Genomic DNA, 21,350 nt, shown 5'->3' with positions numbered 1-21,350 from the left:
CCCATGCAGTTCCGTGAAGCCTATACCTTCGATGACGTATTGCTGGAGCCGGCGGCATCCAGCGTGCTGCCCACCGAAGTGGATACCCGCACGCGTCTGACCCGCAGCATCGAACTCGGCATCCCGCTGATCTCCGCGGCGATGGACACCGTCACCGAGGCGCGCATGGCCATCGCCATGGCTCAGGCCGGCGGCATCGGCGTGATCCACAAGAACCTGACCATCGAGGAACAGGCCCGTGAGGTCGCGGCCGTGAAGAAATTCGAATCCGGCATGGTGGTCAATCCGCTCACCATCCGGCCCGATGCCACGCTGGCCGATGCGCTGGCGCTGATGGAGCGCCATGGCATCCACGGAATTCCTGTCACCGAGACCCAGGGCGGCAAGCTGGTCGGCGTGCTGACCAACCGCGACGTGCGCTTCGCCACCGACATGAGCCAACCGGTGCACGAGCTGATGACCAAGCATCCGCTGATCACCGTGCGCGAGGGTGTTTCCATCGACGAGGCCAAGCGTCTGCTGCACCAGCATCGCATCGAAAAGCTGCTTGTGGTGGATGAAGCCTATCGCTGCGTCGGCTTGATCACGGTGAAGGATATCGAAAAGGCCCGCCTGCATCCCAATGCCTGCAAGGACGAGCAGGGCCGTCTGCGCTGCGCCGCCGCTGTCTCCACCGGCGCGGATGGCTTGGAGCGCGCACAGGAGCTGATGAATGCCGGCGTCGACGTGCTGATCGTCGATACCGCCCATGGCCATTCCAGCCGCGTGCTGGAAACGATCATGGCGATCAAGAAGGTGTCCAACCGCACCCAGGTGATCGGCGGCAATGTCGCCACCAGCGAAGGCACCAAGGCGCTGATCGATGCCGGCGTGGACGGCGTGAAGGTCGGCATTGGCCCGGGTTCGATCTGCACAACACGTATCGTGGCCGGCGTCGGTGTGCCGCAGCTCACCGCCGTGGCCGATGCAGTGGCCATCGCCGAAAAGGCCGGCATTCCGATCATCGCCGATGGCGGCATCAAGTTCTCGGGCGACCTGGCCAAGGCGATCGCTGCCGGTGCCAATGCCTGCATGATCGGTTCGCTGCTGGCCGGCACGGATGAAGCCCCGGGCGAGGTGTTCCTGTATCAGGGCCGCTCGTACAAGTCCTATCGCGGCATGGGGTCCATCGGTGCCATGGGGCGTGGTTCGGCCGACCGCTATTTCCAGCAGGAAGTGGGCGACAAGCTGAAGCTGGTGCCCGAGGGCATCGAGGGTCGTGTCGCCTACAAGGGCCCGGCCGGCACCATCCTGCACCAGCTGGTCGGTGGCCTGCGCGCCGCCATGGGCTATACCGGCAATGCCACGCTGGATGCGATGCGCACGAACTGCAAGTTCATCCGCATCACCTCGGCCGGCCTGCGTGAAAGCCATGTGCATGACGTGGCGATCACCCGCGAAGCGCCCAATTACCGGCAGGAGAATTAAGCCTCGATGACGCCGGCCGCGCGCCTGGCCGCCAGCATCGAGATCATCGCCGAGATCCTGGATCGTGCCGCCGCCGCCGACCGCGTGGTGGCTGAGTGGCAGCGGCGCAGCCGCTATGCCGGCGCCAAGGACCGCCGCGCCGTGGCCGAGCAGGTCTATGCCGTCCTGCGCGAGCAGGGCATGCGACGCTGGCGCGTGCAGCAGACCGGGGCGGAACTCACGCCGCGCCTGCTGCTATTCGCCGATGCCGCCACGCCGCTGCATGTCTGGCGCCAGCTCTGCGACGGCAGCCGCTATGCCCCACCGCCGCTCAGCGAGGATGAAGCCGCCGCTTTGTCGCGCCTGCCGTCAGATGAGGATGCGCCGCTCTGGGCGCGCGGCAACCTGCCGCCATCGGTGGCCGAGATGGTGCAGCAGGCCTTCGGCGCCGATACGGAAATGGAACTGGCCGCGCTGAACGGTCGCGCGCCGCTCGATCTGCGCGTCAACACGCTGAAGAGCAACCGCGCCATCGTGCTGGAGCAGCTGCAGGCCGATGGCATCACCGCGGCCGTCACGCCGTTTTCGCCTTTGGGCATCCGGATTCCGGAACGCGTGCGGCTGGAGATGAACGATCTTTACCGCGACGGCCTGATCGAACCGCAGGACGAAGCCGCCCAGCTGGCCGGCCTGCTGGTGGATGCGCGGCCGGGCGAGGTGGTGGTCGATCTCTGCGCCGGGGCCGGCGGCAAGACCCTTCTGCTGGCCGCCTGCATGCGCAACCAGGGCGAATTGCATGCCGCCGACAACGACCAGCGCCGCATCGAGCGCCTGATCCCGCGGCTGGAACGCGCCGGCGTGCGGAACGTGACCGTGCACCCGGCCGATGCCATGCCCGACCTGCTGCGCAAACTGGAAGGCCAGGCCGACCGCGTGTTGCTGGATGTGCCCTGTTCGGGCAGCGGCACCTGGCGGCGCAATCCGGAAGCGCGCTGGCGCTACGATCCCGCCAGCCTGGACGAGGTGCTGCGGCGCCAGCGCGGGCTGCTTGAGGATGGCGCTCGGCTGGTGCGGCCGGGTGGCCGCCTGGTCTATGCCACCTGTTCGATCCTGCCTGCCGAAAATGGCGAGCAGGTCGACTGGTTCCTCAACCATCACGGGGAATTTATGGCCCTGCCGCTGGCCGAGGCCTGGGGGGAGGGTGTAACGGACTCTCGTATGCGTTCCGGGAACCGGCTGTCGCTCACACCCTACCGCCACGGTACCGACGGCTTTTTCGCCGCCGCCTTCCGGCGGACGGGCGCGGGGGTGGCTCCATGAAGCCCGGGACGGATATAATGCCATCCGCATCGAGGAGCTTCACGATGTCTGTGTTCCGTATCCTGCCGGCCATTCTGCTGGCCGCCGCCTTTTGCCTTTCTCCGGTTGCTGCCGTGCCGCCCGCCCATGCCGCCGGCGGCAGCGACCCGGCCCCGGCCGCCAAGCCGGTCGATCCGAACTTCACCGAAGGCCGCAAGGCCATCGACGCGAAGAACTTCACTGCGGCGATTCCGCTGTTCCAGGCGGTGGTGGCCAAGGATGCCCAGAATGCCGATGCCTATAACTGGCTCGGCTATGCCTATCGCAACCTCGGCAATTACGAGCAGTCCTTCGCCCATTACACCAAGGCGCTGGAAATCGATCCGCGCCATCGCGGCGCCCATGAATATATCGGCGAGGCCTATCTGAAGACCAACCAGCTTGAGAAGGCCGAGGAGCATCTCAAGCGCCTCGACAGCCTCTGCCTGTTCGGCTGCGCGGAATATACCGAGCTGAAAAACAAGATCGCGGCCTTCAAGGCCGGCAAGCCGAGTTAAGGGAGAGCAAGCCATGTCGATCCTGCGTCGTCTGTTCCTGACCGCCCTGCTGGCCCTGTCGCCTGTTACCGTCTTCGCCATGGGCAGCGACCCTGCGACAACGGCCGCCAAGCCGGCCGATCCCGATTTCGCCGAGGGCCGCAAGGCCATCGACGCCAAGGACTTCGCCACGGCCGCTGCCAAATTCCAGGCCGTGGTGGCCCGGGACGACAAGAATGCCGATGCCTTCAACTGGCTGGGATATGCCCTGCGCAACCAGGGCGACTACGAAAAAGCCTTCATCGCCTATAACAAGGCGCTGGAACTCGATCCCAAGCATCGCGGCGCCCATGAATATATCGGCGAGGCGTATCTCAAGACCAACCAGCCGGAAAAGGCGGAGGAGCATCTGAAACGGCTCAGCAGCCTTTGCACCTTCGGCTGCGCCGAGTATACGGAACTGAAAAACAAGATCGCCGCCTACAGGGCGGCCAAACCAAGCTGAAGCCAGCAAGCTGAAGCAGGGGCCCCCGACCGGGGGCCTCTTCGCTTCGGCCCCAACCACAGGAGCGGAAGTACCCCGATGGCGGAGCGTATTCTCATCGTCGATTTCGGATCGCAGGTCACCCAGCTGATTGCTCGTCGCGTACGCGAGGCCGGCGTCTATTGCGAGATCGTTCCGTTCCAGAAGGCCGCCGAAGCGCTGACGGCCGAAAGCCCCCATGGCGAACTGAAAGGCATCATCCTCTCCGGCGGTCCGGCCTCCACCACGGAAGAGTTTTCGCCCCGCGCGCCGCAGGCGGTGTTCGAGCGCAACCTGCCGGTCTTCGGCATCTGTTATGGCGAGCAGACCATCTGCACCCAGCTCGGCGGCCAGGTCGAGACCGGCCATCACCGCGAATTCGGCCGCGCCTTCCTTGAGATCAAGGATGATTGCGGCCTGTTCGACGGCGTCTGGGGCAAGGGCGAGAAGCACCAGGTCTGGATGAGCCACGGCGACAAGATCACCAAGATCCCCGATGGCTTCCGCGTGGTGGGCGTCAGTGACGGTTCGCCCTATGCCGCCATCGCCGACGACAAGCGCAAGATCTACGCCGTGCAGTTCCACCCCGAGGTGATGCATACCTTGGACGGCGCCAAGCTGTTGCGCAACTTCGTGCGCAAGGTGGCGGGCTGCTCGGGCGAATGGAGCATGAAGGGCTACCGCGCCGAGGCGATTGCCAAGATTCGTGCCCAGGTGGGCAAGGGCCGGGTGATCTGCGGCCTTTCCGGCGGCGTCGATTCCTCCGTGGCGGCGGTGCTGATCCACGAGGCCATCGGCGACCAGCTCACCTGCGTCTTCGTCGACCACGGCCTGCTGCGCAAGGGCGAGGGCGAGCAGGTGGTGCAGCTCTTCCGCGAGCATTACAACATCCCGCTGATCCACAAGGATGCTTCCGCGCTGTTCCTGGGCAAGCTGGCCGGCGTCTCCGACCCCGAGACCAAGCGCAAGACCATCGGCGCGCTGTTCATCGACGTGTTCGAGGAAGAAGCCAAAAAGATCGGCGGCGCCGAATTCCTGGCACAGGGCACGCTCTATCCCGACGTGATCGAAAGCATCAGCTTCCATGGCGGGCCCAGCGTCACGATCAAGTCGCACCACAATGTGGGCGGGCTGCCCGAACGCATGAACATGAAGCTGGTCGAGCCCCTGCGCGAGCTGTTCAAGGACGAGGTGCGCGACCTGGGTCGTGAGCTCGGCCTGCCCGAAAGCCTGGTCGGCCGGCATCCCTTCCCGGGCCCGGGCCTGGCCATCCGCATTCCCGGCGACATCACGAAGGAAAAGCTCGACCTGCTGCGCGAGATCGATGCGGTGTATCTGGATGAAATCCGCAAATCCGGCCTGTATGACGATATCTGGCAGGCCTTCGCCGTGCTGCTGCCGGTGCGCACCGTGGGCGTGATGGGCGATGGCCGCACCTACGATCAGGCCTGCGCGTTGCGCGCCGTCACCTCCACCGACGGCATGACGGCGGATTACTACCCGTTCCCGCACGATTTCCTCGGCCGCGTCGCCACCCGCATCATCAACGAGGTGAAGGGCGTGAACCGCGTGACCTACGACATCACCTCCAAGCCGCCGGGCACGATTGAGTGGGAGTGATGGCCCAACTGGCGCGGCTTGGCAGCCAACGGCTGATCCGCATGATCGTCGGCGACACGTCGGGTCAGAGCGCCGTCGCCGCCGTGCTAGATGGCGTCGCCCTGATCCAGTCGCCGCCGCATCTCCTTTACGAAGCGGAACATGCCGCTGTTGTCGGGCAGGCCTGTCGGGCTGGGCACGTGGGGGTCGGGATTCCGTTCATGATAATATTCGACGATATGGAATCCGCAGACGTTGACGTAGAAATGGATGTTCCGTTTCTCGAAATATGGCGTGACGGTCTCCCAGGTGTGGGTGTCGGGGAACATCGCCTCGATCGCCGACCAGGCTGCCTTGCCCAGACCCTGCCCGTGGTTCCCGACCGCGATGAACAAGAGGTCGAGGGAGTTGGCATGCGTATCGCCGTTGATCGTCACGACGGCGCCACCGACCCTGCGGTCATCGTGCAGGATGTGCAGGACGACCGCATTCGGTGCAGCCATCGCGCGATCCAAATCCGCATCGGACGGGATCGGCCCGTCCGGCAGTTCTCCCATCTCTTCGACCACCGCGACCGCGAAAGCGGCCTGCAGGTCGCGCTTGAAGGCCGGGAAATCGGCTGGCTCCGCGGGAAGGAGCATCACAAGGGGTCGGGCCATCTTTGTCTCATGTCTTTTCATCACGGGGCATCCCCGGGCGCGATAGAGGGCGGTTGCGCTGGTGAGTTCGGCGTGGCGCACGCTTAGCATCGTCTGCCGGGCGGCGTAAACGGTTCGCTGCGCGTCGAGCAGTTCGAGCCGACTTGTGACGCCCGCCTGATAGGCCAAGCAGATATGTGCCGGCCGCCGCTTGTCAGATCTGGCGGCCTTCGCTGAGCTGTTGCCGGTGCTGGCGGTCACGACCGCTTCTGCGACGGGGTAGCGGCTAGCCTTCTGAGCTGGCCTGTCCGTACAGCATGCCGGCGCGGAAGGCCGCGACAAGGCTGCGGACCACATTCTTTGCCATCGCTTCGGTCGGCAGGCCGGCCTTCACGGCTGCCTCCACATGAGCCGGGTGCACGAACACGGTAAGGGCGTCCCGCACCACACCGGCCGCGATCGTCACGTCGTCGACCTTGAATTCCCGTCGCTTGATGCCGTCGGCTATGATCTGGGCTATGAGCGCCGTCATCGCGCGGGCATAGGCCGCGATGATGTCTGGCCGCTCCTCCATGACGCGCCGGTAAAGTTGATAGACCTCCGGGTCGCCAGCGAAACGCTCGCGTTTGCGGGCGTGCAGGGCCAGCACCATGGCCTCCAGCCGCTCGGCCGCCGGACCATCTACATCCACGAAGCGCCGCGCCATCTCTTCTTCGTCGCGCATGGCTTCAGCCACCACGGCGTCAAAAATCTCCGCCTTGGAACGGAAGTGGCGATAGATCGTGGTGTGCGAGGTTCCGAGGGCGCGGGCGATATCGACGACATTCGTCTTCGCCTCGCCAAAGCGCCGCAACTGGGTGCGGGCGGCGTCGAGAATCTGTTCCCGGAAGGAGGGGTCATCACTGGGGGGACGAGGGGCCTGCATGACCGGAAGTTTTAAGGGACCGTGGCGCCAGATGCAACGATGAACAAAATATATAAAATGTTCGTTGAATATTGTCCGAATCCTCCTATAGTAAGGCCTATCAACGCCCTACCCGGAGGCTTCCCATGCAGAATCCCAGTTCACTGACCGCGCCACAGACCACGGCTGCCCCACGATCCGCCTTCGTCACCGGCGGCTCGGGCTTCGTCGGCTCCCGCCTGATCGCGCTCCTCGCAAGCCGTGGCTGGCAGGTCAAAGCGCTGGCGCGCAGCCCGGAGGCGATGGACGCGGTGCGCCGGGCAGGCGCCATCCCGGTGCAGGGCGATCTCACCGACGCGTCCGCCCTGCGCTCCGGAATGGCGGGCTGCGAGGTCGTTTTCCACGTCGCCGCCCATTTTAAACTTTGGGGACCGCGCGCCGTCTTTGATCGCGTGAATGTCGAAGGGATGCGCATGCTGGTGGATGCTGCGGCCGCGACCCAGGGCTTGCGCCGGGTGGTTGCCGTCAGCGCCGCGGCCGTCGTGATGGGCGATCCGGAGCCGATGCTCGATGTCGATGAGAGGCTTCCGCTCCAGACCCGCGACTTCGCGCCCTATTCATCCTCGAAGGCCGAAGGCGAGCGCCTGCTGCTGGCCGCCAATAACCGCCGTCCTGGCTTCGAGACCATCGCCATCCGTCCGCCCTTTATCTGGGGCCCGGATATGCCAACCCTCGATCACATGGTCGAAACCGTGCGGGTCGGGCGTTTCCAGTGGGTCGGCGGTGGCGGACAGGCCATGTCCACCTGCCATGTCGACAATCTCTGCGACGCGCTGCTGCTGGCCGTCGACAATGGTCGGGGCGGCGAGACCTATTTTGTGTCCGACGGAGAGAACGGCACGCTGAAGAGCGTCATCTCGGCGTTGCTGGCCACGCGCGACATCGTGCCGAAAGACCGGGCCGTGCCATTCCGCCTGGCCTGGATGATGGCGGGCATCATGGGTGCGGCATGGCGTTTGCTGGGGCGTGGCGGCGAGCCACCGATTACGCGCCAGATGCTGCGCCTGATCGGCAAGCCGTTCACCATCAGTATCGCCAAGGCACGCTCAGAGCTTGGCTATGTGCCGCACGTGAGCTTTGCCCAAGGCATTGCCGCCATGGGGCGCGGCAGGCAATCCGGGCATGCAGTGGCGGGCCTGCCACCTTCGACGCCAATACCGGTTGCACCCTGAAGGGGGTGATGGGGGCCTTGGCGCAGTTGCGACTGGATATTTGTCACCGGTCCTGATAGGGCATCCCCGGGCCGCCGATGCGGCCCGGTTTGTTTATGTCCATCCTCCAGTCCATGCAGCCCCCATGATTCGTCTCGATAACGTCAGCAAGCAGCACGGCCACCAGATTCTGTTCATCGATGCCTCGATGGGCCTCCAGAAGGGGGAGAAGGCGGGGCTGGTCGGGCCGAATGGTGCCGGCAAGTCCACGCTGTTCCGCATGATCGTCGGCGAGGAGAAGCCCGATGACGGCCAGGTGTCGATCGATACCGGCATGACGATTGGCTATTTCAACCAGGATGTCGGCGAGATGTCGGGCCAGTCTGCCGTCGCCGCCGTGATGGATGGCGTCGGCCCGGTCAGCGCGCTGGCCGCCGAGATGGCGCAGCTTGAGGCCGCCATGGTCGACCCTGAGCAGGCCGACGACATGGAAGCCCTGATCGAGCGTTATGGCGAGGCGCAGGCGCGGTTCCAGGAGCTGGACGGCTATGCGCTGGAGGCCAAGGCGCGCGAGGTGCTGGCGGGTTTAAGCTTCAGCCAGGAACGGATGGACGGCGATGTGGGGCTGCTCTCGGGTGGCTGGAAGATGCGCGTGGCGCTGGCGCGTATTCTGCTGATGCGCCCGGACGGCATGCTGCTCGACGAACCGAGCAACCATCTGGATCTCGAAAGCCTGATCTGGCTGGAAAGTTTTTTGAAGAACTATGACGGCGCGCTGCTGATGACCTCGCATGACCGCGAGTTCATGAACCGCATCGTCGGCAAGATCGTGGAGATCGACGGCGGCACGCTCACCACCTATTCCGGCAATTACGATTTCTACGACCAGCAGCGCGCGCTGAACGAGAAACAGCGCCAGGCGCAGTTCGAGCGCCAGCAGGCCATGCTGGCCAAGGATATCAAGTTCATCGAACGCTTCAAGGCGCGCGCCTCGCACGCCGCCCAGGTGCAGAGCCGGGTGAAGAAACTCGACAAGATCGAAAAGATAGAGCCGCCGCGCCGGCGCCAGGCAGTGCAGTTCGAATTCCGCAGCCCGCCGCGCTCGGGCGAGGACGTGGCGCTGTTCAAGAACGTGCACAAGGGCTACGGCAATCATACCATCTATGCCGGCCTCGATTTCCAGGTGCGCCGCATGGAACGCTGGTGCGTGCTGGGCGCCAACGGCGCGGGCAAATCCACCTTGCTGAAACTGGTGGCCGGCGATACCAAACCCGACCAGGGCACGGTGACGCTGGGCGGCAGCGTTAAGATGGGCTATTTCGCCCAGCATTCCATGGATCTGCTGGACGGCGACGACACGATTTTCGAAACGCTCGACAAGGCCTTCCCGCAGGCGGGGCAGGGCACGTTGCGGACTCTCGCCGGCTGTTTCGGCTTCTCCGGCGACGATATCGAAAAGACTTGCCGTGTGCTGTCGGGCGGCGAGAAGGCGCGGCTGGTGATGGCCATGATGCTGTTCGACCCGCCGAACTTCCTGGTGCTCGACGAGCCGACCAACCATCTCGACATGGCGACGAAGGAAATGCTGGTGACGGCGCTGGCGAATTTCGAGGGCACCATGCTGTTCGTGTCGCATGACCGCCACTTCCTGGCCGCGCTCTCCAACCGCGTGCTGGAACTGACGCCCGAGGGCGTGCACCAGTTCACCGGCGGCTATACCGAATATGTGGCGCGCACCGGCCAGGAAGCGCCGGGGCTGCATCCGGGCGGGTGATATCTTGTTGAAGTGTTCAGTATCATCGGCTTGACATACGTTATTACGCTGAGTTTGCCGGGTCTGCTTATGTGGCAGTGAGAATGGGGGAATTCCTAGGACAATAGCGTATTTGGATCAGTGAATAGAGAGTGTTGATCAGAGCAGAGTGGCGAGGGAATATCCAGCCATGAGGCATCGGACAGGGCTTTTGTTAGGGGCAGGTGCTTCCGTCGAAGCAGGTATGCCCCTTGCGTGGGATTTAACGAACGAGATTAAGAATTGGCTGACGCCCGATAAGCTTCGCCAACTTAACAATGGATGGCGCCTGCAAGGTGGCGGTTATTCGGAAACAGTGATCGAGGACTTGGTCACAGAGCTTGAGCGCTCTGGGATGCATTACGAAGCGATTTTAGGGTATCTCGAAACCCAATTCCGCCGCCAACAAACGACAGCGCAGGAGTATCACAGCTTATATTCCTGGATTGTTGATTTGGTGTCGAGTTTGCTTACTTGTCGCCAAGTGAACAATGATTTGTTTTTCGAGCGTAACTTGCCTCTGTATGACGGGCTCAATGCATTTGTGCAAGGTGATGACCCGCTGTGGGTTTTCTCTCTCAATCATGACTTAATTATTGAAGCTATGGCCGCGCGGTTGCGGATTCCGCTTTACTGCGGCTTCAGTCCTCAGACTGCCTGTTTGCCACGCCGTGATGCTCGTGGCCGGAAAATCGGAGAAATTAAAGCGGAGGTCATAAATCAACACGATCTTGACCACGTGGGCATGTATTTCCCAAATCCTTTAAAGCCGGGTCTTTATCTTCTCAAAGTACACGGATCTCTTGATACTTTCACTTTCAATGATGGAAGGGATGTGTTGCGTCTTCTGCCGGAAGAGCCGGGATCGGCAGGGGTCTTCAACGTGCTCCGAGCCGCGAACAACGATCTCTTCTACCCTGATCCAGGGGCGCCCGACGGTCGATTGAAGGTGGTTAACGAAATTGCCTATGCTGACGATGCAGGCGAAATGCAATTCCTTCGTCGCAGTCTTTTAGCCGGGGCCTATAAATTCGATGCTCGCGCGAGTCAAACGTTGCCGAAGAGTCTGCTGAAGTATTTTCAGCAGAATGTGAATTTCGTCTCAGAGCTAATCTGCATTGGCTACAGTTTTGGCGACTCTCACATAAATCTGGTAATCCGAAATTGGTTGGAGTTTTCCGTGAGCCGCCATCTCATAATCGTGAGGCCTGGCGTTGCGGAAGTACCAAGAGACTTTCTTCATGTGGCCCGTCAAGTAAGTCTGATTAATAGTGGATGTACAGACTATCTTGATATACGAGCCGGCATTGAGCGATCTGAAACGGAGAAACTTGAAAAGAAAATTGGTAGCATAAGTAGAGTCTTGGGAGTTTCTCGATCACAAGAGGCCATGTCGTCTTTCTTTGTTGCTGACATGGTTCGGCGAAGGGAAATAATTCAAACGAAGTTAAAAACATTACCGATGAAAAATGGAAAACCTGATTTCTCCGAACTTGGTGATCCGGCGGTAATGGCCAATAAGTGGGCCGAAGAGATTGGTGAAAGTCGGAATGAAACTCTAATTCGAATTTTAGATCATTTGACCAAAGCAAGCGAAGGTAAAGCGTGACGGAAGGCGCGGGGCCTTTCTTTAGTTCTTTTTTAAATCCTTCTCTGTCACCTGCAGGCCGGCGATATAGAACTTCACCATCTGCAGCATCGCCTCCGTCACGCGCTACGCCATGGCTGGGCCGCACCTATAAACGTCGTTGCCGCATCACGCCTTAGCCGGCACCCGCGCGATCACCTTGATCTCGAAATCGAATCCGGCGAGCCAGGTCACGCCCACGGCGGTCCAGTTCGGATAGGGCGGTGCGCCGATTTCCTCGGCGCGGATCGCCAGCACGGTTTCCACCTGGGCATCGGGGTTGGTGTGAAAGGTGGTGACATCCACCACGTCATCGAAGCTGCAGCCGGCCGCCTGCAGCACGCCGCGCAGATTGGCGAAGGCGCGCCGCACTTGGTCGGCGAAAACCGGCTCGGGCGAGCCGTCGTCGCGGCTGCCCACCTGGCCCGAGACGAACAGCAGGTCGCCGGAGCGGATGGCGGGCGAATACTGATGCAGGTCGTAGAGCGCGTGGCGGTTGGCGGGGAAGACGGCGTCGCGTTTGGTCATCGGGTGCCTTTCAGTTGCTCTGGTCGGTTGGTCTGGCCCCGATATAGGCGATCCGGATTGTTCGGATTAGCCGTTGAATTCCGTATGGGTTGCTGCAAAATCACCAGTAATGACCAGTCGCCCTTCCTCGCCGTCGCTCAACGACCTCGCCGCCTTCGTGGCGGTCGCCACCCATCGCAGTTTCCGCCGCGCCGCCGATCAGCTCGGCACCGCGCCCTCCACGCTCAGCCATGCCATGCGCGCGCTGGAGGAGCGGTTGGGCGTGCGGCTCTTGAACCGCACCACGCGCAGCGTCGCGCCCACCGAGGCCGGCGCCGCGCTGCTCGGCCGCCTGCAATCCGCACTCGGCGCGCTGGACGATGCGCTGGACAGCGTCGTGGCCTTTCGCGGCAGCGGCGCTATAGCTGGCACAGTGCGTATCAACACGCCGCGCCTGCCTGCCGCCCTGCTGGTGCGCGATGTGCTGCCCGTGATGGCGCAGCGTTCCCCCGATGTCGTCGTGGATATCGTGGTGGAGGGCCGGCTGGTGGATATCGTCTCGGGTGGCTTCGATGCCGGCGTGCGGCTGATGGGCTCGATTCCACGCGACATGATCGCGGTGCCGCTCGGGCAACCGGTGGGCTTCGTCTGCGTCGCGTCGCCGGCCTATCTCAAACGCGCCGGCACACCGAAAACGCCCGACGATCTGGTACGGCATCGCTGCATCGGCCATCGCCTGCCGGGCGGCAAACTCTATCGCTGGGAATTCGAGCGCGCCGGGCAGGGGATGACGGTCGACGCACCCGCGTCCCTGATCCTCGACGACGAGGAACTGATGGCGGAGGCCGCCATCAAGGGACTGGGCATTGCCTATGTGGTGGACATCGCCGCCTCTGCGGCGCTCAAGGCCGGGCGGCTGCGTCCGGTGCTGACGGCCTGGATGGCGCCGGCGGAAGCCGTGGCGGTCTATTATCCCGGCCACCGCGCCGTACCGCCGGCCCTGCGCGCCTTCCTGGATGTGGTGCGGGAGGCGGGGAAGGGCGGTTAACGCCGGTTTCCGGGCAAAATAATTAGTGTTGACTAATTGATTAGCGTGGGCTAATTATAGGCCCATGATCGAAACCACCCCCATCGATACCGTCATGCGCGCCCTGGCTGATCCCACGCGGCGCGCCGTCTTCGAACGCGTCGTGCGCGCCGACGAGATCACCGTGGCCGAGCTGACCCAGGGCAGCGGCGTGACCCAGGGCGCCATCTCGCAGCACCTGAAATCCCTCAAACAGGCCGGGCTGGTGGCCGAACGGCCGGAGGGCCGCCGCGTCTATTACCGCGCCCAGCCCGAAGGCCTCGCGCCATTGGCCGACTGGATCAACGATTACGCCGTCTTCTGGCGCGAGCGCCTCGACGCCCTGCGCGACCTGCTGAAGGATATCGACCCATGAACGATCTCTCTATGAAATCCACAGCTCAGTCCACGACTCAGGCCATCGTGCTGGACGAGGTCTTCCCCCATGCGCCCGAGGTGCTGTGGAAGGCGATCACCAACGGCGACCTGATGTCGCGCTGGATGATGAAGCCCAATGGTTTTGAGCCCGTGCTGGGCAACCGCTTCACCTTCCAGACCACGCCGGCCGGCGCCTGGGACGGCACGATTCACTGCGAGGTGCTGGAGGTCGTGCCGCTGCAGCGTTTCGCCTATGCCTGGCGCGGCGGCCACGAGGGCAATGTCGGCTACGGCTCGAAGCTCGACACGGTGGTCACTTTCACGCTCACCCGCGTGCAGACCGGCACACGGCTTCGCATGGAGCATTCCGGCTTCGTGCTGCCGAAGAACGACACGGCCTATCAGAATATGGGCAAGGGCTGGGTCAAGTGTGTCCAGACCCTGAGCGCCGTCGCCGACGAACAGGACTGAGCCGAACCACCGATCACATCATCTGAATAAAGCGCCGCCGGAGAATCCCGCTCCGGCGAACGGGACAACTGTATCCAACGACACCCTAGAAGGAGGCGAAAGCGATGACGATGCATGCAACCGGAACCCGCGAGGAATGGCTGAAGGCGCGGCTGGATCTGCTGAAGGCGGAAAAAGAATACACGCGACAGGGCGACGACCTGGCGCGCCGGCGCCAGGCCCTGCCCTGGGTGCGGGTCGACAAGGCATACAGTTTCGATACCGAACAGGGCGCGGTTTCGCTGGCCGGTCTGTTCCGCGGCCGGTCGCAGCTGATCGTGTATCACTTCATGTTCGGTCCGGACTTTACGGCCGGCTGTCCGTCCTGCTCGGCGATCGCCGATGGTTTCAACGGCATCGCGGTGCATCTGGAAAACCACGATGTCGCCTTCACGGCGGTATCGCGCGCGCCGCTGACCAAACTCCTGGCATACCGGCGCCGCATGGGCTGGAGCTTCCCCTGGGCCTCGTCCTCAGGCTGCGACTTCAATTTCGATTATGCCGTCTCGTTTACCGAGCGGCAGCAGCGCGAGGGCGCAGACTATAACTACCGTCCGGGCCAGCCGATGCTGGGCGTGACCGCGCCGCCGGTGATCGAGATGGCCGCCACCAGCGGCACCGATCCGGCCAGCTACATGCGCGAACGGCCGGGCATGAGTGCCTTCGTGCTGCAGGACGGCGAGGTCTATCACACCTATTCGGCCTATTCGCGCGGCGTGGATGGCATATGGGGCATGTATCCCTGGCTCGACCGCGCGCCGAAGGGCCGCAACGAGGAAGAGACCGGCTTCTGGTGGCGCCGGCATGACGAATACGATGTGCCGGAGAAAGCCGCAGGCGCGTCGTGCTGCGCCTGAGCCATAGTGTCGCCGCCGAGGCCCTGCGCTTCGCGGCGGCGCCGACCTTCGCGGTCATGGCGCTGCTGACCGGCCTTCTGCCCGATCCGCTCTGCCTGACCGCGCCCGAGAGCCTGCCTCTGAACGGAATGGCCCTCATGTATGCCCTGATGAGCGTCTTTCATGCCGGGCCATGGCTGAAACTGATGACAGGAGAAACATCATGACAAAACCCTATACCGGCGGCTGCGCCTGCGGTGCGATCCGCTACGAGATCGCGGCCGAGCCGGTGTTCTCCAACCATTGCCAGTGCCGCGACTGCCAGCAGGTCAGCGGCACCGGCCATGGCTCCTACATGACTTTTGCGAGCCGCGCCGACGTGACGCTCACCGGCACGGCAAAGGAAAGGGACGTCGTGGCCGACAGCGGCAATGTGAAGCGGCACGGCTTCTGCCCCGGCTGCGGCGCGCCGGTCCATCTCACCTTCGCCGCGATGCCGGATCTGTTCACCATCCACGCCGCCAGCCTGGACGAACCCGGGCGATTCAGGCCGCAGGTCGTGACCTATGCCAGCCGTGCCCATGACTGGGACCCGCTCGATCCGGCCCTGCCGAGATTCGCGACCATGCCGCCGGCCTGAAGCCTTTCCCCGCCGGCTCCCATCGGGGCGGCGGGGCTTTGCCTTGGCGGGGGCGGCGCTGCTATAAGCCTTGCCTGGATGCAACGACGGGCGAGACGATTGGGCCAATGACCGCTTTCAGAAAAATCCTCCTGCTCGGCTCGGGCGAGCTGGGTCGCGAATTCGTCATTTCCGCCAAGCGGCTCGGCGCCCATGTGGTGGCCTGCGATGCTTACGCCGGCGCGCCGGCCATGCAGGTGGCCGATGAGCATGAGGTGTTTTCCATGCTGGATGGCGCGGCCCTGGGCGCCGCCATCGAGAAGCACAAGCCCGATTTCATCGTGCCCGAGGTGGAAGCCATCCGCACCGAGGTGCTGAAGGATTTCGAGGATCGCGGTTTCAACGTGGTGCCGTCCGCGCGCGCCACGCTGATGACCATGAACCGCGACCGCATCCGCGACGTGGCGGCCAACGAACTGGGCCTGCCGACCTCGAAATTCCTCTATGCCGAAAGCCTGGAGGAGATGCGCGACGCGGTGGCGAAAGTGGGCATTCCCTGCGTGGTGAAGCCTGTGATGTCCTCGTCCGGCAAGGGCCAGAGCACGGTGAAGGCGCCGGGCGACATCGACAAGGCCTGGGACTATGCCGTGGCCGGCATGCGCGGCGACCGCAAGCGCGTGATCGTCGAGGCCTTCATCGCTTTCGACTACGAAATCACCCTGCTCACCATCCGCACGCGCCAGGGCGTGATCTTCTGCCCACCCATCGGCCACCGGCAGGAACGCGGCGACTACCAGGAAAGCTGGCAGCCGACACCGATGACCGAGAGTGCGGTGGCCGAGGCGCAGCGCCAGGCCAAGGCCGTGGTCGACAATCTGGGCGGCTACGGCCTGTTCGGCGTGGAATTCTTCGTCAAGAACGATCAAGTGATCTTCTCCGAGCTGTCGCCGCGCCCGCATGATACCGGCATGGTGACGCTGATCTCGCAGAACCTCACCGAATTCGACCTGCATGCCCGCGCCATCCTCGGCCTGCCGATCCCCAGCATCACGCAGAACGGCCCGAGCGCCTCGGCCGTGATCCTGGCCGACCGCGACGCCACGGATTTCACCGTAGAAGGCCTGGCCGAGGCGCTCACGCCATCAGCAAAGGGCATCGATCTCGATCTGCGCATCTTCAACAAACCCACCACGCGGCCCTATCGCCGCATGGGCGTGGCGCTGGCGCTGGCGAAGCAGGGCGACGTCGATACCGCCCGCGCCGCGGCAAAGGCGGCCGCGGCCAAGGTGAAGATCAGCTACAAGGCGTGAGGCAGGACCAATGACCATCGAACGCAGGAATCCGCCGGGCCTTTCCAAGCCCACTGGCTATTCGCATATCGCCATCGTTCCGGCGGGGCGGCAGTTGCACATCTCCGGCCAGGTGGCGCTGGATGCCAGTGGCAATCTGGTGGGGAAGGGCGATATCGGCGCCCAGGCCGAACAGGTTTTCGCCAACCTGAAAACCGCTTTGGCTGCCGGCGGCGCGGATGTCGGCCGCGTGTTCAAGCTGGTCACCTATGTGGTGAACCTGACGCCCGAAATGTTGCCGCCGATCCGCGCGGCGCGGGCGAAATGCTTCGGCGATGGCCCCTATCCGGCCAGCACGCTGGTCGGAGTCACCGCCCTGGTGAATCCCGACCTGCTGCTGGAAGTGGAAGCCATCGCCGCGCTGGACTGAGGCCTTACATCGCCTTGATGTATTCAACCATCTGGGTCACCACTGTGCCCCAGCCGTGCTCGAAGCCCATCTCCTCATGCTGCTTGCGGCCGGCTTCATCGCGATGAATGGCAATGGCCGTGTAGCGCGTGCCGCTGCCCTGCGGCGTCAGGCTGAGGATGGCGGTGAAGAAGGGCTTCTCGGCGGGGCGGAAACCCGGCAGCAGCGCATCGGTGAAGACCAGCCGCTGCTGCGGCACGATTTCCAGATAGCAGCCGAGATTGGGGAATTCCTGGCCCTCGGGCGAACGCATGGTGGTGCGGAAGATGCCGCCGGGCCGCAGGTCGATCTCGCAATCGGTCACGCTCCAGGGCTTCGGCACGAACCAGTGCTTCAGATGCTCGGGCTGGGTCCATACCTTCCACACCAGGGCGGGCGGCACGTCGATCTCGCGTTCCAGCACGAGGTCGAGCTTGGGGTCGATGGTCCAAACAGGGGCGGTGCTCACGTTTCTGTCTCCTTCAGGCTCAAAAGATACGCATCCATCTGATCGAGGCGGCGCTCCCACAGGGCGCGCTGCTTGCCCAGCCAGTCTTCGGCCAGCTTCAGGCGCTTGGGCACCAGCTGGTAGGTCCGCACCCGGCCGCTTTTCTTCGACTGCACCAGCCCGCTCTGCTCCAGCACCTTCATATGTGCAACGAAGGAGGGCAGGGCCATGTCGAAAGGCGCGGCCAGTTCGCTCACCGAGGCCGGGGAACGGCTCAGCCGCTCCAGCACATGGCGCCGCGTCGGATCCGAGAGCGCGCGGAACACGCCATCGACGATGGCCGCATTTGTAGCGAGGGATTGGCCGGCGGCGGATGTTTGCAAGGGCGTCTCCGGGGCGAGGGCAATGCGTTTCGGCCCGGACCATAGTCCCGGAATATACTTAGGTCAATACCTAAGTATTGGCGATATGCGCCTGCCGGCTATACCGCCCCGTCTGTCGGGATCGGCAGCACCCGGCCGCAATGTTTGCAATGCACGGCATCCACATCGTGGATGCGCAGGGCGCAGTCCGGGCATTCGAACCGCACCTTGTGCGGCCGGAAGATCGCCTGCAGCAGCCGCAGGAACAGGCTGACGCCCACCACCATGATCACCACAGACAGCAGTCGTCCGCCGGGCCCCAGCAGCGTGATGTCGCCGAAGCCGGTGGTGGTCAGCGTGGTGATGGTGAAATACAGCGCGTCGACATAGGTGCTGATCCCGGTGTTGACGTTGTGCTGCGTGACATAGACGAAGGACGTGACGATGAAGATGAACACGATCAGGTTCAGGCTGCGCTGGATCACGTCCTCATGCAGGCGGAACCACAACGAGCTGGACCGCAGGTCCCTCAGCAGGTGGTACGAGCGCAGCAGCCGCAGCGCACGGAAGATGCGCAGGAAGGCCAGGTTCTCCAGCACCACCGGCAGGAACAGCGAGGCGATCACGGCGATGTCGGCCGCCATCGAGAAGCTGAGGATATGCCCGCGGCGGTCGGTCTCGGCATAAAGCCGTGCCAGCAGTTCCAGCGTCAGCAGGCCACCCAGCGCAAAATCCATCGGGATCACCCACCACTGGTCCTGCACGGTGGCGGCCAGGATGAAAAACGCGATGGTCAATATGTCGAAGACGACCAGCCCGTAGCGGAAGCGGCGCGCACCCTGGTCGTCGCCGAAATACAGGCTGCGCAGGTATTGGCGCAAACGGCTTTCGGCGGGTTCTGGCTGGGGCGGTGCGGACACGGCAGCCTCATGATCGCTGGGGTCTGCGGTCATACTATGGCAGAGCCGGCCCTTGCGCCAGCCGGCCGGAATCCGGCACAAGAGTCCCTGCATCCGCTCCGGGAGTATTCCATGCCCGTCACGATCTACGGCATCAAGAACTGCGACACGATGAAAAAGGCCTTCACCTGGCTTCAAAGTCACGGCGTGGCCCATGCTTTCCACGACTACAAGGCCAGCGGCATCGAAAAGGCCAAACTCGAATCCTGGTGCAAAGGGGTCGGCTGGGAAATTCTGCTCAACCGCGCCGGCACGACGTTCCGCAAGCTGCCCGAGGCCGAGCGGGAAGGGCTTACCGAGAAGAAGGCGATTGCGCTGATGCAGGCCCAACCTTCGATGATCAAGCGTCCGGTGCTGGAACTCAGCGGCGGCAAACTGCTGGTCGGATTCAAGCCGGACCAGTATGCGGCGGCGCTGAAGAAATAGAGTCTACTTGCCGTCCAGCCGGCGGCTGAAGATCACGCGGGGCTCTTCGGTGTAGCCCAGCGCGTCGTAGAAGGCGCGCACGCGCTCATTCTCTGGCCGCACCATCAGCATTACCTTGGGCACGCCGCGTGCCTGCAGCCAGGCTTCCGCCGCCGCCACCATGGCGCGGCCAAAACCGGATTTCTGGATCGATGGCTCGACGGCGAGGTAATAGAGCCAGCCGCGATGGCCGTCATGGCCGGTCATCACGCTGGCGACGATCTTGCCATCCTGTTCGCCCACGAGGATGGTGGAATCCGGTTTCGACATGCAGAAGGCGATGTCGCTGTCCGGGTCGTTCCACGGCCGTGTCAGGTCGCAGGCCTGCCACAGCGCGATCACGGCCGCGCGGTCGGCGGCTTGGAACGGCCTAATGTTCAGCTTCGGCGGCACGGATCGACTCCACGCGGATTTCCTCGGTCAGCCGTGCCTTGTAGGCCGCGAATTCCGGCGTGGTCTTCACCGTGTAATGGCGCGGATGCGGCAGGTCTATGGCAATGTCGCATTTCACCCGGCCGGGGCGGGCGGTCATCACCAGCACGCGGTTGGCCATGAAGATGGCTTCGTCGATATCGTGGGTGACGAACAGCACGGTCTTCTGCGCCTTCTCCCAGATGCCGAGCAGCAGCTCCTGCATCAGGGCGCGGGTCTGGTTGTCCAGCGCGCCGAAGGGTTCGTCCAGCAGCAGAATCTTCGGGTCGTTGGCCAGCGCGCGGGCCAGCGCCGTGCGCTGCTGCATGCCGCCGGAGAGCTGCTTGGGGTAATGATTCTCGAACCCCTTCAGGCCCACCTGGTCGATGTAGCGGGCGACGATCTCGCGCTGCTGCGCCTCGGCCACGCCTTTTTCGCGCAGGCCGAAGCAGATATTTTCCCGCACGGTCAGCCAGGGAAACAAAGTGTAGGACTGGAACACCATGCCGCGATCCGGCCCCGGCTCGCGCACTGGCTGGCCGTCCAGCAGCACGCTGCCCGTGGTGGGCTGGTCCAGCCCGGCCACGATGCGCAGCAACGTACTCTTGCCGCAACCCGAGGGGCCGAGGATGGTGATGAAGTCGTTGTCTTCCACCGCGATGCTGGTGGGTTCCAGCGCCCGGGTCGGTTCGCCGCCGCGAACGCCGGGAAACACGCGGCTGACGTTGTCGATCTTGAGCTTGCTCACTTGAGAAAATACCAGGGATAGAGGCGGGCGTTGGCCTGCTTGAACAGGAAGTCGGAGATCAGGCCGATCAGGCCAATCACCACGATGCCGAAGATCATCTGCCCGGTATCGAGCAGGCGCTGGCTGTCCATGATCATGTGGCCGATGCCGCTCTGCGCGCCGATCAGTTCGGCCACGATCACATAGGTCCAGGCCCAGCCCAGCACCAGCCGCAATGTCTCGGCGATCTGCGGCGCGGCGCCGGGCAGCAGCACGCGCAGCACGATGCCGGCGCGCTTGGCACCCAGAGTCTTCGAGGCTTCCACCAGGTCCATGCGGCTGCCGCCCACGATCACGGCCACCATCAGCACGATCTGGAAGAACGAGCCGATCACGATCACGGCCAGCTTCTGTGCCTCGCCCACGCCGGCCCACAGGATCAGCAGGGGAATGAAGGCCGAGGCCGGCAGGTAGCGCGCGAAGGAAATGAAGGGTTCGAAGAAGGCCTCCACGCTCTTGAAGGCGCCCATCAGGATGCCGAGCGGCACGGCGAACACGGCGGCGATCACGAAGCCGCCCACCACGCGCCAGATGGTGACGCCCACATCGCCGGCAAAACCGTATTCGGTGAACAGCGATACGCCGGCCAGCGCCGCCTTCAGCGGATCGGCCAGGAACAGCGGCGGCACGATGCCGCCATAGGTCACCGCAGCCCAGAGGCCGAGGAAGACCACGAAAAAGAGAATCCCC

The 21,350-nt window shown here is 63.6% G+C and carries 26 protein-coding genes; 17 read left to right on the top strand and 9 right to left on the bottom strand.

Annotation, left to right across the window (positions count from 1 at the left end; translation table 11 throughout):
• The first annotated feature begins 3 nt into the window (after positions 1-3).
• The 5 genes from guaB to guaA all read left to right on the top strand — a co-directional run bounded on the left by guaB (position 4) and on the right by guaA (position 5,424).
• Positions 4-1,467, top strand: coding sequence for an IMP dehydrogenase (gene guaB, locus ACK4FJ_RS01345; RefSeq protein ID WP_409762865.1), 1,464 nt, complete (start codon positions 4-6; stop codon positions 1,465-1,467).
• A gap of 6 nt (positions 1,468-1,473) precedes the next feature.
• A complete protein-coding gene (locus tag ACK4FJ_RS01340; RefSeq protein WP_409762861.1) occupies positions 1,474-2,766 on the top strand; it encodes an RsmB/NOP family class I SAM-dependent RNA methyltransferase in 1,293 nt (430 codons plus the stop codon).
• Positions 2,767-2,810: 44 nt separating this feature from the next.
• A complete protein-coding gene (locus tag ACK4FJ_RS01335; RefSeq protein WP_409762858.1) occupies positions 2,811-3,302 on the top strand; it encodes a tetratricopeptide repeat protein in 492 nt (163 codons plus the stop codon).
• A 13-nt stretch (positions 3,303-3,315) separates the two neighbouring features.
• Positions 3,316-3,786: a tetratricopeptide repeat protein gene (locus ACK4FJ_RS01330; RefSeq protein ID WP_409762855.1), complete on the top strand. Its 471-nt coding sequence runs from the start codon at positions 3,316-3,318 to the stop codon at positions 3,784-3,786.
• Positions 3,787-3,864: 78 nt separating this feature from the next.
• Complete coding sequence (gene guaA / locus ACK4FJ_RS01325) at positions 3,865-5,424, top strand: glutamine-hydrolyzing GMP synthase (protein WP_409762852.1); 1,560 nt, start codon at positions 3,865-3,867, stop codon at positions 5,422-5,424.
• Positions 5,425-5,510: 86 nt separating this feature from the next.
• Here guaA and ACK4FJ_RS01320 read toward each other — a convergent pair whose 3' ends face one another.
• Together ACK4FJ_RS01320 and ACK4FJ_RS01315 are read right to left on the bottom strand one after the other, a co-directional pair.
• On the bottom strand, positions 5,511-6,302 hold the full coding sequence (locus ACK4FJ_RS01320) for a GNAT family N-acetyltransferase (protein ID WP_409762849.1): 792 nt from the start codon (positions 6,300-6,302) through the stop codon (positions 5,511-5,513).
• Between the two features lie 25 nt (positions 6,303-6,327).
• A complete protein-coding gene (locus ACK4FJ_RS01315; RefSeq protein WP_409762846.1) occupies positions 6,328-6,966 on the bottom strand; it encodes a TetR/AcrR family transcriptional regulator in 639 nt (212 codons plus the stop codon).
• 125 nt (positions 6,967-7,091) lie between these two features.
• Between ACK4FJ_RS01315 and ACK4FJ_RS01310 the strand changes: the two genes are divergently transcribed.
• The 3 genes from ACK4FJ_RS01310 to ACK4FJ_RS01300 all read left to right on the top strand — a co-directional run bounded on the left by ACK4FJ_RS01310 (position 7,092) and on the right by ACK4FJ_RS01300 (position 11,557).
• Positions 7,092-8,177 (top strand): NAD-dependent epimerase/dehydratase family protein, encoded by a 1,086-nt coding sequence (locus tag ACK4FJ_RS01310; protein WP_409762843.1) that lies wholly within the window; start codon positions 7,092-7,094, stop codon positions 8,175-8,177.
• Positions 8,178-8,301: 124 nt separating this feature from the next.
• The gene (locus ACK4FJ_RS01305) at positions 8,302-9,930 is read left to right on the top strand and encodes an ABC-F family ATP-binding cassette domain-containing protein (protein ID WP_409762840.1); all 1,629 of its coding nucleotides are present in this window, start codon (positions 8,302-8,304) and stop codon (positions 9,928-9,930) included.
• Between the two features lie 169 nt (positions 9,931-10,099).
• Entirely contained in the window at positions 10,100-11,557 is a 1,458-nt protein-coding gene (locus ACK4FJ_RS01300) for a hypothetical protein (protein ID WP_409762837.1), read from the top strand.
• A 147-nt stretch (positions 11,558-11,704) separates the two neighbouring features.
• Here the strand turns inward: ACK4FJ_RS01300 and ACK4FJ_RS01295 are convergent, their stop codons facing one another.
• Positions 11,705-12,103, bottom strand: coding sequence for a RidA family protein (locus tag ACK4FJ_RS01295; protein WP_409762834.1), 399 nt, complete (start codon positions 12,101-12,103; stop codon positions 11,705-11,707).
• 109 nt (positions 12,104-12,212) lie between these two features.
• Between ACK4FJ_RS01295 and ACK4FJ_RS01290 the strand changes: the two genes are divergently transcribed.
• The 8 genes from ACK4FJ_RS01290 to ACK4FJ_RS01255 all read left to right on the top strand — a co-directional run bounded on the left by ACK4FJ_RS01290 (position 12,213) and on the right by ACK4FJ_RS01255 (position 17,210).
• Positions 12,213-13,130 carry a LysR family transcriptional regulator gene (locus ACK4FJ_RS01290; protein WP_409762831.1) on the top strand — a complete coding sequence of 306 codons (918 nt, stop codon included), beginning with the start codon at positions 12,213-12,215 and terminating at the stop codon, positions 13,128-13,130.
• A 64-nt stretch (positions 13,131-13,194) separates the two neighbouring features.
• Positions 13,195-13,524, top strand: a complete 330-nt coding sequence (locus ACK4FJ_RS01285) for an ArsR/SmtB family transcription factor (protein WP_409762828.1) — start codon at positions 13,195-13,197, stop codon at positions 13,522-13,524.
• Entirely contained in the window at positions 13,521-13,997 is a 477-nt protein-coding gene (locus tag ACK4FJ_RS01280; protein WP_409762825.1) for an SRPBCC family protein, read from the top strand. The genes ACK4FJ_RS01285 and ACK4FJ_RS01280 overlap by 4 nt, the downstream gene beginning before the upstream one ends.
• A gap of 104 nt (positions 13,998-14,101) precedes the next feature.
• Positions 14,102-14,893 carry a DUF899 domain-containing protein gene (locus ACK4FJ_RS01275; protein WP_409762822.1) on the top strand — a complete coding sequence of 264 codons (792 nt, stop codon included), beginning with the start codon at positions 14,102-14,104 and terminating at the stop codon, positions 14,891-14,893.
• Positions 14,881-15,099: a hypothetical protein gene (locus ACK4FJ_RS01270; RefSeq protein WP_409762819.1), complete on the top strand. Its 219-nt coding sequence runs from the start codon at positions 14,881-14,883 to the stop codon at positions 15,097-15,099. Before ACK4FJ_RS01275 ends, ACK4FJ_RS01270 begins: the two co-directional genes overlap by 13 nt.
• Complete coding sequence (locus tag ACK4FJ_RS01265; RefSeq protein ID WP_409762816.1) at positions 15,096-15,512, top strand: GFA family protein; 417 nt, start codon at positions 15,096-15,098, stop codon at positions 15,510-15,512. Before ACK4FJ_RS01270 ends, ACK4FJ_RS01265 begins: the two co-directional genes overlap by 4 nt.
• 107 nt (positions 15,513-15,619) lie before the next feature.
• Entirely contained in the window at positions 15,620-16,801 is a 1,182-nt protein-coding gene (gene purT, locus ACK4FJ_RS01260) for a formate-dependent phosphoribosylglycinamide formyltransferase (RefSeq protein ID WP_409762813.1), read from the top strand.
• Between the two features lie 10 nt (positions 16,802-16,811).
• Positions 16,812-17,210: a RidA family protein gene (locus ACK4FJ_RS01255; protein ID WP_409762810.1), complete on the top strand. Its 399-nt coding sequence runs from the start codon at positions 16,812-16,814 to the stop codon at positions 17,208-17,210.
• Between the two features lie 4 nt (positions 17,211-17,214).
• Here ACK4FJ_RS01255 and ACK4FJ_RS01250 read toward each other — a convergent pair whose 3' ends face one another.
• The 3 genes from ACK4FJ_RS01250 to ACK4FJ_RS01240 form a co-directional block, all read right to left on the bottom strand.
• Positions 17,215-17,697 (bottom strand): SRPBCC family protein, encoded by a 483-nt coding sequence (locus tag ACK4FJ_RS01250; protein ID WP_409762807.1) that lies wholly within the window; start codon positions 17,695-17,697, stop codon positions 17,215-17,217.
• Positions 17,694-18,059: an ArsR/SmtB family transcription factor gene (locus ACK4FJ_RS01245; protein WP_409762804.1), complete on the bottom strand. Its 366-nt coding sequence runs from the start codon at positions 18,057-18,059 to the stop codon at positions 17,694-17,696. Before ACK4FJ_RS01245 ends, ACK4FJ_RS01250 begins: the two co-directional genes overlap by 4 nt.
• A 98-nt stretch (positions 18,060-18,157) precedes the next feature.
• The gene (locus ACK4FJ_RS01240) at positions 18,158-18,958 is read right to left on the bottom strand and encodes a potassium channel family protein (protein ID WP_409762801.1); all 801 of its coding nucleotides are present in this window, start codon (positions 18,956-18,958) and stop codon (positions 18,158-18,160) included.
• A gap of 111 nt (positions 18,959-19,069) precedes the next feature.
• Here ACK4FJ_RS01240 and ACK4FJ_RS01235 point away from each other — a divergent pair, with 111 nt between their 5' ends.
• Positions 19,070-19,423 carry an ArsC family reductase gene (locus tag ACK4FJ_RS01235; protein WP_409762798.1) on the top strand — a complete coding sequence of 118 codons (354 nt, stop codon included), beginning with the start codon at positions 19,070-19,072 and terminating at the stop codon, positions 19,421-19,423.
• Positions 19,424-19,426: 3 nt separating this feature from the next.
• Here the strand turns inward: ACK4FJ_RS01235 and ACK4FJ_RS01230 are convergent, their stop codons facing one another.
• Genes ACK4FJ_RS01230 through ACK4FJ_RS01220 form a run of 3 tightly spaced genes read right to left on the bottom strand, consistent with a single transcriptional unit; the run spans position 19,427 to position 21,334 of the window.
• Complete coding sequence (locus ACK4FJ_RS01230) at positions 19,427-19,855, bottom strand: GNAT family acetyltransferase (protein ID WP_409762795.1); 429 nt, start codon at positions 19,853-19,855, stop codon at positions 19,427-19,429.
• Positions 19,833-20,621, bottom strand: a complete 789-nt coding sequence (locus ACK4FJ_RS01225; protein WP_409762792.1) for an ABC transporter ATP-binding protein — start codon at positions 20,619-20,621, stop codon at positions 19,833-19,835. The genes ACK4FJ_RS01230 and ACK4FJ_RS01225 overlap by 23 nt, the downstream gene beginning before the upstream one ends.
• The gene (locus tag ACK4FJ_RS01220) at positions 20,618-21,334 is read right to left on the bottom strand and encodes an ABC transporter permease (RefSeq protein WP_409762789.1); all 717 of its coding nucleotides are present in this window, start codon (positions 21,332-21,334) and stop codon (positions 20,618-20,620) included. Before ACK4FJ_RS01220 ends, ACK4FJ_RS01225 begins: the two co-directional genes overlap by 4 nt.
• Positions 21,335-21,350 lie beyond the last annotated feature (16 nt).

It is taken from the genome of Ferrovibrio sp., from assembly GCF_046297595.1.
In the GTDB taxonomy this organism is placed as follows: Bacteria; Pseudomonadota; Alphaproteobacteria; order Ferrovibrionales; family Ferrovibrionaceae; genus Ferrovibrio.
The sequence above is the reverse complement of the archived record's forward strand: the minus strand, read 5'-3'. Positions and strand labels throughout refer to the sequence as shown.